The sequence below is a fragment of the Streptomyces sp. NRRL B-1347 genome (genome assembly GCF_000720325.1).
GTDB lineage: Bacteria > Actinomycetota > Actinomycetes > Streptomycetales > Streptomycetaceae > Streptomyces.
The window spans coordinates 203,927-219,540 of sequence record NZ_JOJM01000004.1 but is presented as its reverse complement, the minus strand read 5'-3'; the positions used below and the strand labels follow the sequence as shown (position 1 = coordinate 219,540).

Genomic DNA, 15,614 nt, shown 5'->3' with positions numbered 1-15,614 from the left:
CTGTGAACACCCCTCTCACCCCGCCCCAGCTGGAGTCCCGCATCGCCGACGGCGTCCTCGTCGTGGATGTCCGCTCCGCCTGCGAGTACGCCCAGGGCCACGTCCCCGGCGCCGTCAACGTCCCCCTCGACTCCGTGCGCGAGCTGCTGCCCGACCTGCGCGAGACGGCGCGACGCCGTGGACTGGCCGTCGTCTGCGCCTCGGGAGCCCGTTCCCGTACGGCCTGCGCACGGCTGGAGCAGGCCGGGATCGAGGCGGCCGAACTGGCGGGCGGCACCGACGCCTGGCGGTCCGCCGGTCTGCCCCTCGCCGTCTCCGACCGGCCCGAGCAGCGCCAGGTCTGGGCGATGGACCGGCAGGTGCGCTTCACCGCCGGCGCCCTCGTCCTGACCGGCCTCGCCGTGGGCCTGCGCGTCCCCCGCGCCCGGCTGCTGTCCGCCGGGATCGCCGCGGGCCTGGTCTACTCGGGTGTCAGCGGCACCTGCGGCATGGCCGCGGTCCTGGCCAAGCTGCCGCACAACCAGCCGCGCCCGCAGACCCTCGACGCCGCACGCGCGGGCCTGCGCGGCTGATCCACCCCGGGCGGGCGGCACCGCGACCGCCGCCCGCCCACCCCTACGACAGAACGGAAGCGGCCCCCATGACCGCCCACAACGAAGAGACGATGACCGCCGTCCTGAACCGGCTGCGCCGCGCCCAGGGCCAGCTCTCCGGCGTCATCGCGATGATCGAGGCAGGCCGCGACTGCAAGGACGTGGTCACCCAGCTCGCCGCGGTCTCCCGCGCCCTCGACCGGGCCGGATTCAAGATCATCGCCAGTGGGATGCGCGAGTGTCTCGCCGCCACCGACGGCGAGCGCCCGCCGCTGACCGAGGAGGAACTGGAGAAGCTGTTCCTGAGCCTGGCCTGACGCTCGCGGGCACCCGGCCCCGCCAGGGCCTGATGCTCGCGGGCACCCGGCACCGCCGGGGGCCGGGTGTCTCAGACTCCGATCAGGGTCAGCGAGAGCCGCGAGGGGGCGAGTGCCTCGACGGCGTGCGGCTCCGAGGCCGGCAGGTACAGGAGCCCGCCCGGACGCAGGTCGGCGCTCCGATCGCCCGCGGTCACGCGCAGCTGCCCGTCGATCGCCTGGAGCAGCACGGGGCACGGCGCGCGGTGCTCCTTGAGCACGTGCCCGGCCTCGAAGGCCAGCACGACCACCCGCGCACCGCCCGCGTTGAGCAGGGTGTGGTGACCGAGCTTTCCCTCCTCGACCGGCGCCAGCTCCCGCAGGTCCTCGAACAGCGTGATCTCGTCATCGCTCATGGTCAGACATTCTTCCCCGTAACCAACGATCTTGCCCCGCGTTGGTCCGCCCGGGAGTCCGTGGCAGCTGGTCACGGGCGCTGCGATTCATGTGAGGGCGGCTCACCATGCTCGACATCACCAGGAAGATCGCCGCGGGGATCGGTGCGGCGGCGGCCGCGCTCGGCTGCGTCGTCGCCACCGGGCCCTCGGCGGTCGCCGACGGCAAGTGGTGCAACCACTCGGTCTGCATCGAGACGTACGACACCGGGACCTACCTGGGCCGCGTCGAGGTGTCGGTGACCAACACCAACCAGCCGAACCGCATCAGCGCGCGCGTGTGGACCACCAACGGCTGGAGCGCGCACACGAAGGTGGAGGACGTCGCCAAGTTCCGCACCTACCGGGACCAGGCCTACCCCCAGCGGCACTTCCCCGCGGGCACGCGGCTGTGCGCGGAGGGCTTCCGCGGCGGTGCGAGCGTCGGTCTGCCCTGTGTGACCATCACGAACTGACCGCGCCCGACCCGAGAAGACACCGGCTCACGCCGGCCCCTGCCCGGACCTGCTCGTCCATGCGAGCAGGTCCTCGGCGTTCCAGGTGGTGACGGTGCGTTCGGCCGGTACCCCGCACTCCTCGGCGCGGGCGCAGCCGATGCCCTGCCAGTCGAGCTGACCGGGCGCGTGGGCGTCGGTGTCGATGGCGAACAGGACCCCGGCGTCGACCGCGCGGCGCAGCAGGCGTCTGGGCGGGTCCTTGCGCTCGGGCCTGCTGTTGATCTCCACGGCGGTGCCGGACTCGGCGCAGGCGGCGAAGACCGCGTCGGCGTCGAAGGTGGATTCGGGGCGGCCGCGCCCGGTGACGAGACGGCCGGTGCAGTGGCCGAGGACGTCCGCGTGCGGATTGCGTACGGCCTTCACCATGCGGCGGGTCATCGCCGCCGCGTCCATGCGCAGCTTGGAGTGCACGGAGACGACCACGACGTCGAGCTCGGCGAGGAGTTCGGGCTCCTGGTCGAGGCCGCCGTCCTCCAGGATGTCGCACTCGATTCCGGTGAGCAGGCGGAACGGGGCCCACTTCTCGTTGAGCCCGGCCACCACCCGCAGTTGTTCGCGCAGCCGGTCGGGCGACAGACCGCGCGCGATGGTCAGCCGGGGCGAGTGGTCGGTGAGGACGGCCCACTCGTGGCCGAGCGCGGCGGCGGCCCGGCCCATCTCCTCGATGGGGCTGCCGCCGTCGGACCAGTCGGAGTGCAGATGGCAGTCGCCGCGCAGCAGGGACCGCAGCTCGGCGCCGCCTGAGACCAACGGCTCGTCCGCCTCCTGCTCCAGGCGGGCGAGGTAGCCGGGCACCTCGCCGTCGAGCGCCTCGCGCACGACCGCGCCCGTCTTGGGTCCGATGCCCTTGAGGGCTTCCAGGGTGCCCGTGCGGACCCGCTCGGCCAGCTCCTGCTCCGACAGGGCGGCGACGGTGGCCGCGGCGGTGCGGAAGGCGCGTACCCGGTAGGTGGGCGCCTGGCCGCGTTCGAGCAGGAAGGCGATGCGGTTCAGTGCCTCGACGGGCTCCATCGGTGCCACCTGCCGGTCCCCCGGACGCTCACGCCCCGTGCCACACGGTGGTGGCGTTGCAGAACTCCTTGATGCCGTGGCCCGACAGCTCGCGGCCGTACCCGGAGCGTTTGACGCCGCCGAAGGGGAAGGCCGGGTGCGAGGCGGTCATCCCGTTGAAGTAGACGCCACCCGCCCGCAGATCGCGTACGAAGCGCTCCTGCTCGGCCGGGTCGGTGGTCCAGGCGTTGGAGCTGAGGCCGAACGAGGTGTCGTTGGCCACGGAGACGGCCTCCTCCAGGTCGGCCACGCGATAGACCGTGGCGACCGGGCCGAAGGTCTCCTCCTGGTGGATGCGCATCTCGGGGGTGATGCCGGTCAGGACGGTCGGCTCGTAGTAGAAGCCCCGTTCCAGGTCCTTGGGCCGCCCGCCGCCGCAGACGGCGGTGGCGCCCCGGCGTACGGCGTCGTCGACGAGTTCCTCCAGGTCGGCGCGGCCCTGCTCGCTGGCGAGCGGGCCGACGTCGGTGGCGTCGTCCGTCGGATCGCCGACGGTCAGCTCCCGCATGCCCGCGGCGAACCGCTCCAGGAAGGCGTCGTACACGTCGGCGTGCACGACGAACCGTTTGGCGGCGATGCAGGACTGGCCCGCGTTCTGCGTCCGCGCGGTGACGGCGGTGCGGGCGGCGGCGTCCACGTCGGCCGACGGCATCACGACGAAGGGGTCGCTGCCGCCCAGTTCGAGGACCGTCTTCTTGATCTCGTCCCCGGCGATCGCGGCGACCGAGCGGCCCGCGCCCTCGCTGCCGGTGAGCGTGGCGGCCGCCACCCGGGGGTCGCGCAGGATCCCCTCGATGGCGCCGGAGCCGACGAGCAGCGTCTGGAAGCAGCCTTCGTCGAAGCCCGCGCGGAGGAAGAGGTCCTCCAGGTACAGGGCGGTCTGCGGCACGTTCGACGCGTGCTTGAGCAGCCCCACGTTGCCCGCCATCAGGGCGGGCGCGGCGAACCGCACCACCTGCCACAGCGGGAAGTTCCACGGCATCACGGCGAGCACCGCCCCCAGGGGGCGGTAGCGGACGTAGGCCCGGGACGCACCGGAGTCGCGTACGTCGCCGTCGTCGGGCCGCTCGTCGGCGAGCAGGGCCTCGGCGTGCTCGGCGTACCAGCGCATGGTCTTGGCGCACTTGGCGGCCTCCGCGCGGGCCGCCTTCACCGGCTTGCCCATCTCGGAGGTCATGGTGAGCGCGATGTCGGGCGTGTCCTCGTCGAGGAGGTCGGCGGCGCGGCGCAGCAGGTCCGCGCGGTCGGCGAAGCCGGTGGTGCGGTAGCGGTCGAAGGCCGCCGCGGCGCGCCTGAGCCGCTCCTCGATCTCCTCGGCGCCGAGCGGCTCGAAGGTCAGCTCGGTCCAGCCGGTCGCCGGGTTCACCGTTGCGATGGGCATGTCTGTGGCCTCCTAGTACGCCTTCCTCGACCTTGGCGCGTCCCCCGCCGGGGCGCAACGCAGGACCGCCGCGTACCCGGCCGGGGCGGACCCATGCTCGTCGGGGCCGACGCCGGGGGCTCCGCCGCGCCCGGCGCACTGGCGCGCGCCATCTCGACCGAAGGGAACGCATTCGTACACTTCCGGCAAGCCCTGCCGGGAACGGACTGACCGGTCAGCCGGGGCCCGCCGGGGTGTGGCGCAGATAGGCGAGGACGGCGCTGACCCGGCGGTGGAGTTGCGGTATTTCGGCGAGGCCGAGCTTGGCGAAGGTGGAGTTGACGTGCTTCTCGATGGTCGACTCCGAGAGCATCAGGGAGTCGGCGATCGCCCGGTTGGTCTTGCCCTCGGCCATCTGTCTGAGGACGTCCAGCTCCCTGCGGGTGAGGTGTGACAGGGGCGCGTCGGCGGCCCGTGCGTGGCTCCCTATGAGGACTTCCACGATGCGGGGGTCGACGACGGAACGCCCGGCGGTCACCTCCCGCAGGGCGCGCAGGAGTTCGTCGACCTCGCCGATGCGTTCCTTGAGGAGGTAGGCGAGGCCGTCGGTGCCGCGCCGGAAGAGGTCGAAGGCGTAGTTCTCGTTGGCGTGCTGGGACAGGACGACGACGCCGATGCCGGGGTGGGCGGCGCGGATGGCGTGCGCGGCGGTGATGCCCTCGGTGTGGTGGCCGGGCGGCATCCGGATGTCGGCGATGACGACGTCCGGCAGCAGCCGTCCGACCGCGTCGAGGAGCTCGGTGGCGGTGCCGACGGCGGCGAGGACGTCCACCTCGCCGGTGTCCTCCAGGAGCCGCCGGGTGCCCTCGCGCACCAGGTAGTGGTCCTCGGCGATGACGACGCGCAGCGGTGCGGTGCCCGGCGGCTCAGGCACGGGCCTCCTCCCGTACGCGTTCCGGGAGGCGGGCGCGGATGACGGTGCCGGTGCCGACGCGGCTGGTGACGGTGAGCTCGCCGCCCACGGCCTCGGTGCGGTCGCGCATGCCCGTGAGGCCGGAGCCGCGGGTGGTGGCGGTGGGGAAGCCGGTGCCGTCGTCGGCCACCTCGACCTGGAGGCGGCCGCCCCCGCGCGTGATGCGGACGGTGACGTGTCCGGCGGCCGCGTGCTTGAGGACGTTGGTCAGCGCTTCGGAGACCAGGTAGAAGGCGGACTCCTCGATGTCGAGGGCGAAGCGCACGCCGGTCAGCGCCTCCTCGCTGTGGACGGTGACCGGGACGGGCATGCGGCGGGCGCAGGAGGTGACGGCGGCGACCAGGCCCTGGTCGGTGAGGACGGGCGGGTGGATGCCGTGGGCGAGCTCCCGCAGGTCGTCGATGACGCGGTAGGCGTCGTCCTGCATCTCGGTGAGGGCGGCGTCGATGTCGCCGCCGCGGTGCAGACGGTTGCGGGCGAGGGCCAGTTTGGCGACGAGCACCACGAGTTCCTGCTGGATGCCGTCGTGCAGACGGCGCTCGATGCGGCGGCGCTCGGTGTCCTGGGCGTGCACGATGCGGGCGCGGGACGCGGCCAGTTCGGTGGCCTGGCGCTGGGTCTCGCGGGCGTGCGCGGACAGTTCGGCGGCCAGGCGTACGTTGTGCACGGCCAGGGCCGCGGACCGGGCGAGGGTCTGGCCGATGTCGTGGTCCTCGGGGGCGCAGCGGCCCTCGGCCTTGGGGCCGTACTCGATCAGGCCGAGGACGTCGTCCCCGTACAGGAGCGGGAATCTGACGAGGGACCGCTCGCCGGGCGGCGGTTCGCCCGCCTCCGCAGTCGAGAGGGGCAGCCCCACTCCCCCGAGCCGGACCCGGACCCAGCGCAGGTCGAGGCCTTCGCGCAGCCCCGTGGCGAGCTGCGGGGCGAGCCGGTCGAGGTCGTAGGCGTGCTCCAGGGTGGTGCCGAACTGGACGAGGAGCTCGAACCTGCTCAGCCTCTTGCCGAACACGCGGCGCTCCACCAGGGCGTTGAGCTGGGCGCGCAGCGGCTGGAAGAGGGCGGTGACGACGACCGCGACCAGCAGGGACAGGCCGAGTGGGAAGACCAGGCCCGCGGTGAGCCCGAGGGTCAGGGCCATGCCGACGTACCAGCTGTTGATGATGAGCCACAGGGAGCCGTACACGGCGGAGCGGCGCAGCGCGATGTCGACTCCGAACAGCCGGTGGCGGAAGGCGGCGTAGAGCAGGGTCACGGAGATCGACACGTACGGCAGGGCGCCGAGGAGGGAGCCGATGAGGTAGAGGGCGCCCTGCTCGGCCTGCCAGGCGCGGAAGAGCCGGGAGGAGCCGCGGGCCAGGAAGACGACGGCGGCCACGGCGGCGAAGGGCAGCAGCGCGGCCACGTCGCGCAGCCCGGCGGCCCGGGCGCGCAGACAGCGCAGCACGAGCAGGGCGGCGCCGACGCCGGGCAGGAAGGCCTCGGGGTGGTAGAAGACGATGTAGTAGACGGTGTGGTCCGACAGGCCGGTGAGGGGCAGCAGGACCGGCAGCGCGAGCAGGCCCCACAGGGCGTCCAGGACGCGGCGTTCGTAGCGGAAGCGGTAGCCACCGTCGGGGAGCAGGGCCAGCAGGCGGACGACGAGGATGCTCACCACCAGGTGGCACAGCTGGCTGGCGGTCTGGAGACCGCGCTCAAGGGGCAGCAGCACGCCGACGGCCTCGGGGCGCAGGTACCATCCGAGTTCGCGGCTCAGCATCGAGGTCGTGTGGCGGACGGCGACGGAGACGCATAGCCAGGTGCCGAGCAGCAACAGGCGCCGGGCCACGGGGCTTGCCGGGGCGTGCCACCAGGTGAAGAGACCGGCGAAATAGCACGGGAGTACGGAACCCAGGATCCAGGGAAGAACGTAGCGGTTCTCCAACTGCGTTGTCCCGATGAGCGTTGCCCAGAGCAAGCACGCTCCGCCGCACGCGGCGACGAGGTGCATCCCCCCGCTTCTGCCTGCCACGGGCGACATTATCGGGGCCGGTCGTGACGGTCGTCCAGAGAAGAAATCCACCGACCGCGCCTGGCGGAAAACCTCCAAGGATTTTGGGGGGTGCCCTGGTGCCCCCCAATGCCGTCCGTGAGAACACTCGAAGGGAATCGCGAGGGCGGATTCAGAGGGTCCGACGCCGCGCAGGGACGAGAGAACGGGTGGCTGTCATGAGTCGTTGTTCCGGTCCGGAAGTCGTCGTCTGGGACACTACGTACGCCTGCCCCTTGCGTTGCTCGCACTGCTATTCGGAATCGGGCAGACGGCCCTCGCGACAGCTCGGCCCCGAGGCCATGCTGCGGGTCGCCGACGCGCTGAGCGCGCTCGGTCCCCGGGTCGTGGCCCTCTCCGGAGGCGAACCGCTCGTCGTGCGGGGCGTGTTCGAGGTCGCCCAGCGGCTGCGTGCCGGCGGGGCGAAGCTGTCGATCAACACCAGCGGGTGGGTGATGAACCGGACCCTGGCCGAGCGGCTCGCGGACCACTTCGACGAGGTGGTCGTGAGCCTGGACGGGGCGACGCCCGAGGTGCACGACCGCATCCGGGGGCGCGAGGGCTCCTTCGAGCGGGTGCTCGCGGCCCTCACCCTGCTCGACGAGGTGGCGGGCGAGCGGCGCGCGGCCGGCCGGGGGCGGCTGCGCTTCGGCATCGACTGCGTGGTGGTCCGCAGCAACTTCGGGCAGCTGGAGGACATCGCGGGCGACATCGCCCACCGCTTCCCGCGCCTGACCACGCTGGGGTTCAACGTCGCCGTGCCGCAAGGCCTCGCCAGCCGCCCCGAGTTCGAGGAGCACGAGCTCCTCGGCGACGACCAGGTCGCGCGCCTCACGAGTGCGGCCTTCCGCTCCCGCCTGCGCGAGCTGACGCCGCCGTCGGTGGCCGTCTTCACCACGGACAACTTCAACCTGGCGATGAAGCCGCAGCGGGTGGCCCAGGACATCGACACCAAGGTCATGCAGGTGGAGCCGGACGGCCTGGTGCGGGCGTTCCCCGTGTACGAGGGGACGGTCGGCAACCTCCTGGAGGAGCCGGCGGCGGTGCTGTGGGACCGCGCGCTGGCCCGGCTCCAGGACCCCTTCGTCGTGCAGACGCTGTCCGCCGTGGACTCCATGCGGACGTGGGCGGAGGCCGCCCGGCGCATGGACCGGCGCTTCGGCTCCGCCGACGACATCGCGCGCATCGACCGGCGTTCGGTGCGTACGCGGCCGCCGGAGTTCGTCGCGGTGGCGGACGCCGGGCGGCCGGAGCTCCACCGGTCCGCTTGACGGTGGCGGGCCGCATCCGCTTGACGGTGGTGGGCCGGGCCGCGCATCCGCTTGACAGTGGGGGCCGCGCCCACGCCCGCGCCGCTTGATGAGGCCGGGTCGCCGCCCCCGACTGCCCCGGGTGTTCGGCTCCGGCCGCCCCACCCCACGACCGCCGCCCCTTCTCTCGCACCACATTCCGCGGACACGAATTCCGCCGGAAGGCGTTCGTTCGAATGCCGCGCGATTCCCTGTCGGGGTTCCGCTCGATTCCCCGGAATCCCTTTCTGCCCGGTTCTCATCGGAGAGGCCGCACCGTGATGAAACTCCAGGACTACGACCGCTTCTACCGCGCGGACGCGGTCTTGTTCGAATTCCCGGAGCGCCTTGCCGACACCGCGGAAAGGCTCACGGCGGCCCTGCGGCCCCTGCCCCGGGGCTGGGAGCGCACCGATTGCGGATGGTGGACGCGGCTGCGGCCGTCGTCCGCGTGGCGGGCGGGCCAGGGCTGGCGGATCCACGTCTCCGTGACGCCGCCCCAGCTGGAGCGCGCGGCGGAGACCGTCGTGGAGTACTGCCTCCGGCAGGGCATCCCCGTGGACGTGGTACGCGGTACGGCCGCCGCCCGGGCCCTCGGCGACCTCCGCGCCGACCGGCTCACCAGCGCCGATCTGCTGGTCCTGCACCCGGCGGACGAGACCGTGCTCGGCACCGCGCTCGGTGACCTCACCGCGCTGCTCGAACCGCTGCCGGGCCCGTACGTGCCGGGCTGTCTGCGCCACCGCTCGGGCCCGCTGTACGTGCGCTACGCCGCGGCGGAGGACCGGCGATGTCCCGCCGCCGGGCACCTGGCCGCCCCCGGCGACGAGGACGCCCTGGTCCCTGCGCTCGAACGGCCCGACGGCACCCTCGTGCCCGAGGACCGCCGCCCGGTGTTCCGCTGCCCGGAGTGGGTCGCGCTGCCCGACGTCCTGCGCGCCGACCTCAAGGCCCTGCGCGCCCCGCCGGAGGCCCCCTTCCCCTTCCGCGGGGTGCGCGCCCTGCGCCTGACCACCGGCGGCGGCACCTATCTGGCCACCGACACCGCCACGGACACGCCCGTCCTGCTGCACGAGGCCCGGCCCCACGCCGGGCTCGACGCGCACGGCACGGACGCCGTCACCCGGCTCACGCGCGAACGAGCGGTCCTGGAGCGGCTCGCGGACCTGGACTGCGTGCCCCGCGTCGTGCGCCACCACGTCCAGGCGGGACACCACTTCCTGGCCGTCGAACTGCCCGAGGGCCGGAGCCTGGCCGAGGCGGCGGCCGCCGCCTTCCCGCTGGCCACCGAGGACCGCGCGGAGAAGGAGGCCCCGGGCTACGCGGAGTGGGCCCTCGGCGTCGTCGGCCGGGTCGCCGCAGCCCTGGACGCGCTCCGGCACCGCGGGTTCCGCCTCGGCGAACTCAACCCGGAGCACCTCGTCCTCGGCCCGGACGACCGCGTCGTGCTCAGCCGTCTGGACACGGTCACGGACCTCACGGACGACCGGGCCCCGGCCGTCGGCGAGGAGGGCTTCACGGCACCGGCCGGGCTGAGCGGCCGGGCCGCCACCGCCCATCTGCTCGACGTGCTGCGGCTGTGGCTGCTGCTTCCGGTGCCGCACCGCGACCGGACGACCCTGCGCGTCCTCACCCGCGCCGTCGACCAGCACTACCCCGTCCCGCCGGGCTTCGGCGCCACCCTCCTGTCCCGCCTGTCCCGGGCGACAGGGCCGGAGACGGAGGCGGCCGACCACGCCGGGCGGCTCGCCGCGGAGCGCCCCGACTGGCCCGCCCTGCGCGACTCCCTGGTGGCGGGCCTGCACGCGATGGCCACGCCCGAGCGCGCCGACCGGCTCTTCCCCGGCACCCCCTTCGGGCCCGCGGCCCTCGGCGGACCGTCGTTCGCCCACGGCGCCGCCGGGGTCCTGTACGCCCTGCACCGGGTGGGCGCGGCCGTCCCCGCCGACTACGTCACGTGGCTCGCGGACGCCGCCGAGCGCGACCCGGACCCACGGCCGGGCCTGTACGACGGGCTGCACGGCGTGGCCCTCACGCTCGATCTGCTCGGCCACCGCGACCGCGCCCTCGCCGTCCTCGACCGCGCCCGGCCCCTTGACGCCCGCGTGATCCGCCCGGACCTGGCGGGCGGCAGCGCCGGAATCGCCCTGAACCAGCTGCGGTTCGCCCGCGCCACCGGGGACACCGCGCTCCACGACGCGGCCCTGCGCACCGCCGTCGACCTGGCCGGGCTCGTCACGCGGGGACCGGCCGCGCCGCGCCCCGGCACTCCCCCGCCGTACGGCCTGCTGCACGGCGGATCCGGCATCGCGCTGCTGTTCCTGCACCTGTACGAGGAGACCGGGGTCGCCCGCTACCTGGGGCTCGCCGAGCGCGCGCTCGGCTTCGACATCGCGCGGTGCAGCACCGCGGCGGACGGCTCCCTCACGCTCTTCGACGGCACCCACCAGCTGCCCTACCTGCACGGCGGGAGCTGCGGACTCGCCTTCCCCCTGCGGGCGTTGCTGCGGCACCGGCCCGAGGAGGGCAGGGCCGCGCTGCTCGCCGCCGTCCGGCACACCTGCGGCGCGCTGTACGTGCGCAACGCCGGGCTGCTGCGCGGCCGGGCGGGCGCGATCGCGGTGCTCGCCGCGCTCGAAGGACCCGGGGACCGCGAGGCCCTGCGCACCCAGGTGCGCCGGATGGCCTGGTACGCGCACTCCTACCGCGGCCACCTGGCCTTCCCGGGCTTCCGGATGCTGCGGCTCTCCGCCGACCTGGCCACCGGCGCCGCGGGCGTACTGCTCGCTCTGGACTCCGCGTTCGGGGGTGGCGGGCCCGTCCTGCCGTACCTCGACCCGCGGCCCTCGTACCCACAAGTCCGCGAAGGGAGGTGATTCACATGGCGGAGATCCTCGAACTGCAGGAGCTGGAGGAGGAGACCCCCTCCCTGTGGCCCTGCGCCAACAGCTACCACAGCACCTTCACCATGAGCTGATCCGGGACGCCCGTACCCGCTCCTTCTTTGCCACCGAGAACCGCACGAAGGAGGTGACACACATGGCGGAGATCCTCGAACTGCAGGAGCTGGAGGAGGAGACCCTCTCCCTCTGGCCCTGCGTCAACAGCTACCACAGCACGTTCGGGATGGGCTGACGCCCTGTCTCATTCCGTGACGCCTGCCGGCCGTGGCCACCCACGGCCGGCAGGCCTCGACCACCGACCGGGACCGGCACCAGGAGACTCACACCATGCTCGCTCAGGGCCATCTCGTCGCGGACCCCTGCTTCATGGACGCGCTCGACCGCGTGGACGACGCCGGGAGCCGCTTCGCCCGCACGGCAAGCCCGCCGCCCTCGGGCTGGCTGCGCGCGGAGCGCGGCGGCTGGGTCAACCTGCGCCGCCGTGACACCTTGCTGCCCCGCCAGGGCTGGAAGATCCACATCTCGGCCACGGAGGACCGGGCCGAGCACGTCGTCGACACCGCCTGGGACTACTGCGTCGAGCACGGCGCCACCTTCAAGTTCCTGCGCAGCGCGGTCGTGCACCGCCAGGTCAACGCCAAGCAGGCGCCGCGCCCCGCGGGCGGCAAGCTCGTGACCGTCTACCCCGTCGACGAGCCGGACCTGGAGCGCGTCCTGACCGGCCTCGCGGCGCGGCTTCACGGCGTCGAGGGGCCGTACGTGCTCAGCGACCTGCGGTGGGGCGAAGGCCCGCTGTACGTGCGCTACGGCGGGTTCGACCCGGTGTACTGCTTCGCGCCCGACGGCGAGTACGTCCCGGCGGTCGCGGGCCCCGGCGGCGCCCTGGTGCCCGACGTGCGCAGCGCGTCGTTCCGGGTGCCGCCGTGGGTGGAGCCGCCGGGTTTCCTCGCCCCGCACATCGCCGCGTTCCGCTCGGCCGCGCCGGGCGGCTTCCCCTACCGGGTGGAGAAGGCGCTGCACTTCTCCAACGGCGGCGGGGTCTACCGGGCCGTGGAGAAGGACACCGGCCGCCGCGTGGTCCTGCGCGAGGCGCGCCCCCACGCGGGCCTCGACGACCGGGGCACGGACGCCGTGGCCCGCCTGGCCAACGAGGAGGCGATGCTGGCGCGGCTCGCCGGGCTCGACTGCGTGCCGCGCCTCCACGGCCGCACCCGCCACTGGGAACACCAGTTCCTCGTCCAGGAGTTGATCCCCGGCGAGACCCTGCAGGAGGCGATCGGGCGCCGCCATCCGCTGTTCCGCGTCGGCGCGGACGCGGCGGAGCTCGACGCGTACGCCCGCTGGGCGTGCGACGTCCTCGACCGGATCGAGCGGGCCGTGGCGGAACTGCACGCCCGTGGCGTCGTCTTCGGTGACCTCCAGCCCGGCAACGTCATGGTGCGCCCGGACGGCAGCGTGTGCCTGGTCGACTTCGAGACGGCGCACGCGGACGGCGACGCGGGTGCGCCCGCGCTCGGCACGCCCGGGTTCACCGCGCGGTGGGCACGGTCGGGGCGCTCCGTGGACACGTACGGGCTCGCGGCCCTGGCCCTCGCGCTGTTCTGCCCGCTGACGCCGCTCCTGCGCTTCGACCCGGACAAGCTCGCCCAGCTGACCGCCTGGAGCGAGCTGCGCTTCCCGGTGCCGCCGGGGTTCGGCGCGCGGCTGCGGCAGCGGCTCTCCCCGCCGCCCGGCCGGCTGCCGCCGGTCGAGGACGCCGACGAGCCGGACGGCTCCCGCTGGCCCGAGGACCCGGAGGCCGACGGTGTGGCCGCCCTCGATTCGATGACCGAGGCAATCCTGCTCAGCGCGACGCCGGAGCGCGACGACCGGCTCTTCCCCGGTGACGTGCGGCAGTTCGACAACCAGGGCGCGGCCCTCGCCTTCGGCGCGGCGGGCGTCCTGTACGCCCTGCACGCCACCGGCCGCTCGGGGCACCCGGCCTTCGCCGACCACGTCGAGTGGCTGGTGCGGGCGGCGCGGCGGACCCGCTGGCCGCGGCCCGGACTGTACGACGGCCTCGCCGGAGTCGCGTACGTCCTGGACGTGTTGGGGCGCGGTGACGAGGCCCGCGAGACGCTCGACCGGCTCGACGGCGTCGACCTCGGCGGCTGCGGGGCGGGTCTGTTCGGCGGACTCGCGGGCATCGGCCTCGCCCGGCTGCACTTCGCCACCGGCACCGGCCGCGACGAGGACGTCAGTGCGGCCGAGGCCCTGGGCGAGCGGCTCGCCCGCGTCATCGAGGACGGCGGCCGGCTGCGGGGCCCCGCGGATGCCGTGGGCCTCATGCACGGCTGGTCGGGCCCGGCCCTGCTGTTCACCCGGCTGCACGGGACGACCGGTGACGACCGGTGGCTGCGCCTCGCCCAGCTCGCGCTGGCCCGTGACCTCGGCCGCTGCGGGGAGCCGCGCGCAGGCCTCCTCCAGGTCAGGGACGGGCAGCGGTGGCTGCCGACCCTCGACCGGGGCGGCGCGGGGATCGGCCTCGCCCTGGACGCGTACCTCCGGCACCACGACGACCCGCACTACGCGCGCGTACGCGATCGCTTGCGCGCGGGCCTGGGGACGGAACTCCTCCTGTCCCCCGGCCTCCTCGACGGTCAGGCGGGCTTGCTCCACGCCGCCTCCCGCCTGGCCGGCCCGGGCTCCGCAGCGGCTGTACACCTGCGGAGCCTGGGCCTCCACTGCGTGCGCTTCCGGGGACGGCGGGCCTTCGCGCTCGACGGCCTCCTGAAGCTCTCCATGGACCTGGCCACCGGCACGGCCGGAGTGCTGCTGGCCGTGCACGGCGCGCTGACCGGCGGGCCGGGCGCACCGCTGCCCCTGTTTGAGGCCGCGCCCGTGGGATCACCGGCGTGAAGCGCGGGGCGCCCGCGACGGACAGCCTGCGCCGCAACCGGGACTTCCAGCTCCTGTGCGCCGGGCAGGGCCTGTCCATGCTCGGCTCGGGCGCCGCCGCCGTGGCCCTGCCCCTGCTCGTCCTCCAGGTCACCGGTTCGCCGCTGCGCGTCGGCCTGGTGGAGGCGGTGTGGACGGGCTCGCTCGCCCTCGCCTGTCTGCCGTCGGGCCCGCTCGCCGACCGGTTCGACCGCCGCGCGGTGCTCCTCGTGTGCGAGGCGGGCCGCGCGGCGGCGAGCGCGGCCCTCGCGGCGGCGGTCGTCGCCGGTCTCGCGTCGCTCCCGGTGCTGCTGGCCGCGGGCGCGGTGCTGGGCTTCCTCACCGCGCCGTTCAACGCCGCCGCCCTGCCCCTGGTGCGCGAGGTCGTGCCGGAGGCCAAGCTGGCCACGGCGCTCACCGTCAACCAGGTGCGCGGGCAGGCCGCGTACCTCCTGGGCCCGGTGGTCGGGGGCGCGTTGTTCGGCGCGGGGGCGAGCCTTCCGTTCTGGCTCGACTGCGCGTCCTACACGGTGTCGGCCTGCTGTCTGCTCGCCCTCGGCGTGCGCCCCGGCGTCCCCGCCGGGCCGCGCGAGGGCTGGTGGCCGTCCTTCACGACCGGGCTCCGCTTCCTGTGGCGGGAGCGGCTGCTGCGTCGGCTGACCCTGGTGGCGTCGGCGCAGAACTTAGCCCTCGACGGGGTGTACCTGGCGGTCGTGGTCACCGTCGCGCGCGAGGGCGCGTCCGGCCTGTCCGTCGGGATGGTCACGGCGACGTCGGCGGCGGGCGCCATGGTGGGCGTCGTCCTCGTACCGCTGGCGAGCCGGCATCTCGACTCGTCGACGATCGTGCTGTCCACCGGCGTGGTGTGCGCGGCCCTGGTGGGCGCGATGGCCCTGGCACCTGAGTCGGCGGTACTCGCGGCCCTGCTCGCGGGGTGCGCCCTCGCGGTGGCCGTGTCGGGCTCCGTGATGACGCTGGCGCGCCTGCTGCACACGCCCGCGCGGCTGCAGGGCCGCGTGAACAGTGCGATCGGGCTGCTGTTCATGGCCACGCCGCCCCTGGGAGCGACGCTCGCCGGGGCGCTCCTGGACGAACTCCCCGCCGCCACGGTCTTCCTGGTCTTCGCCGCGCTCCTCGCGGCGTGCGCGGCGGCGTCGCCGGGCCGGGGGGTGTTCCGGCCACCGGGGCCCGGCGACGCCGAGGCGGACCGCACGCCCGAGACGGGACGCGCGGAGGTGTCGGCGGCGGACTGAGGG

General features: G+C 74.3%; 12 protein-coding genes. 7 read left to right on the top strand and 5 right to left on the bottom strand.

Annotated elements, in window-relative coordinates; genetic code table 11:
* Positions 1–2: 2 nt before the first annotated feature.
* Together IG74_RS0106390 and IG74_RS0106385 are read left to right on the top strand one after the other, a co-directional pair.
* Positions 3–572, top strand: coding sequence for a rhodanese-like domain-containing protein (locus IG74_RS0106390; RefSeq protein WP_030671007.1), 570 nt, complete (start codon positions 3–5; stop codon positions 570–572).
* Between the two features lie 68 nt (positions 573–640).
* Positions 641–910 carry a metal-sensitive transcriptional regulator gene (locus IG74_RS0106385; protein ID WP_030671004.1) on the top strand — a complete coding sequence of 90 codons (270 nt, stop codon included), beginning with the start codon at positions 641–643 and terminating at the stop codon, positions 908–910.
* A gap of 71 nt (positions 911–981) precedes the next feature.
* Here IG74_RS0106385 and IG74_RS0106380 read toward each other — a convergent pair whose 3' ends face one another.
* Positions 982–1,305 carry a cupin domain-containing protein gene (locus IG74_RS0106380; protein ID WP_051854625.1) on the bottom strand — a complete coding sequence of 108 codons (324 nt, stop codon included), beginning with the start codon at positions 1,303–1,305 and terminating at the stop codon, positions 982–984.
* 107 nt (positions 1,306–1,412) lie between these two features.
* On the opposite strand from IG74_RS0106380, the gene IG74_RS0106375 reads away from it, so the two are divergent.
* Positions 1,413–1,799: a hypothetical protein gene (locus IG74_RS0106375; RefSeq protein ID WP_030670999.1), complete on the top strand. Its 387-nt coding sequence runs from the start codon at positions 1,413–1,415 to the stop codon at positions 1,797–1,799.
* Between the two features lie 27 nt (positions 1,800–1,826).
* Here the strand turns inward: IG74_RS0106375 and IG74_RS0106370 are convergent, their stop codons facing one another.
* The 4 genes from IG74_RS0106370 to IG74_RS47740 form a co-directional block, all read right to left on the bottom strand.
* Positions 1,827–2,852, bottom strand: coding sequence for a PHP domain-containing protein (locus IG74_RS0106370; protein WP_030670997.1), 1,026 nt, complete (start codon positions 2,850–2,852; stop codon positions 1,827–1,829).
* A gap of 28 nt (positions 2,853–2,880) precedes the next feature.
* Positions 2,881–4,272: an NADP-dependent succinic semialdehyde dehydrogenase gene (locus IG74_RS0106365; protein ID WP_030670994.1), complete on the bottom strand. Its 1,392-nt coding sequence runs from the start codon at positions 4,270–4,272 to the stop codon at positions 2,881–2,883.
* 214 nt (positions 4,273–4,486) lie between these two features.
* Positions 4,487–5,185, bottom strand: a complete 699-nt coding sequence (locus tag IG74_RS0106355) for a LuxR C-terminal-related transcriptional regulator (RefSeq protein ID WP_234334239.1) — start codon at positions 5,183–5,185, stop codon at positions 4,487–4,489.
* Positions 5,178–7,178 carry a sensor histidine kinase gene (locus IG74_RS47740; protein ID WP_158857489.1) on the bottom strand — a complete coding sequence of 667 codons (2,001 nt, stop codon included), beginning with the start codon at positions 7,176–7,178 and terminating at the stop codon, positions 5,178–5,180. Before IG74_RS47740 ends, IG74_RS0106355 begins: the two co-directional genes overlap by 8 nt.
* A 251-nt stretch (positions 7,179–7,429) precedes the next feature.
* Between IG74_RS47740 and IG74_RS0106345 the strand changes: the two genes are divergently transcribed.
* The 4 genes from IG74_RS0106345 (at position 7,430) to IG74_RS0106320 (ending at position 15,611) form a co-directional block, all read left to right on the top strand.
* Positions 7,430–8,521 carry a radical SAM protein gene (locus IG74_RS0106345; protein ID WP_051854623.1) on the top strand — a complete coding sequence of 364 codons (1,092 nt, stop codon included), beginning with the start codon at positions 7,430–7,432 and terminating at the stop codon, positions 8,519–8,521.
* 299 nt (positions 8,522–8,820) lie between these two features.
* A complete protein-coding gene (lanKC, locus tag IG74_RS0106340) occupies positions 8,821–11,415 on the top strand; it encodes a class III lanthionine synthetase LanKC (protein WP_051854622.1) in 2,595 nt (864 codons plus the stop codon).
* A gap of 354 nt (positions 11,416–11,769) precedes the next feature.
* Positions 11,770–14,340, top strand: a complete 2,571-nt coding sequence (gene lanKC, locus IG74_RS0106325; RefSeq protein WP_063761222.1) for a class III lanthionine synthetase LanKC — start codon at positions 11,770–11,772, stop codon at positions 14,338–14,340.
* On the top strand, positions 14,337–15,611 hold the full coding sequence (locus tag IG74_RS0106320) for an MFS transporter (protein WP_030670975.1): 1,275 nt from the start codon (positions 14,337–14,339) through the stop codon (positions 15,609–15,611). Before lanKC (IG74_RS0106325) ends, IG74_RS0106320 begins: the two co-directional genes overlap by 4 nt.
* Positions 15,612–15,614 lie beyond the last annotated feature (3 nt).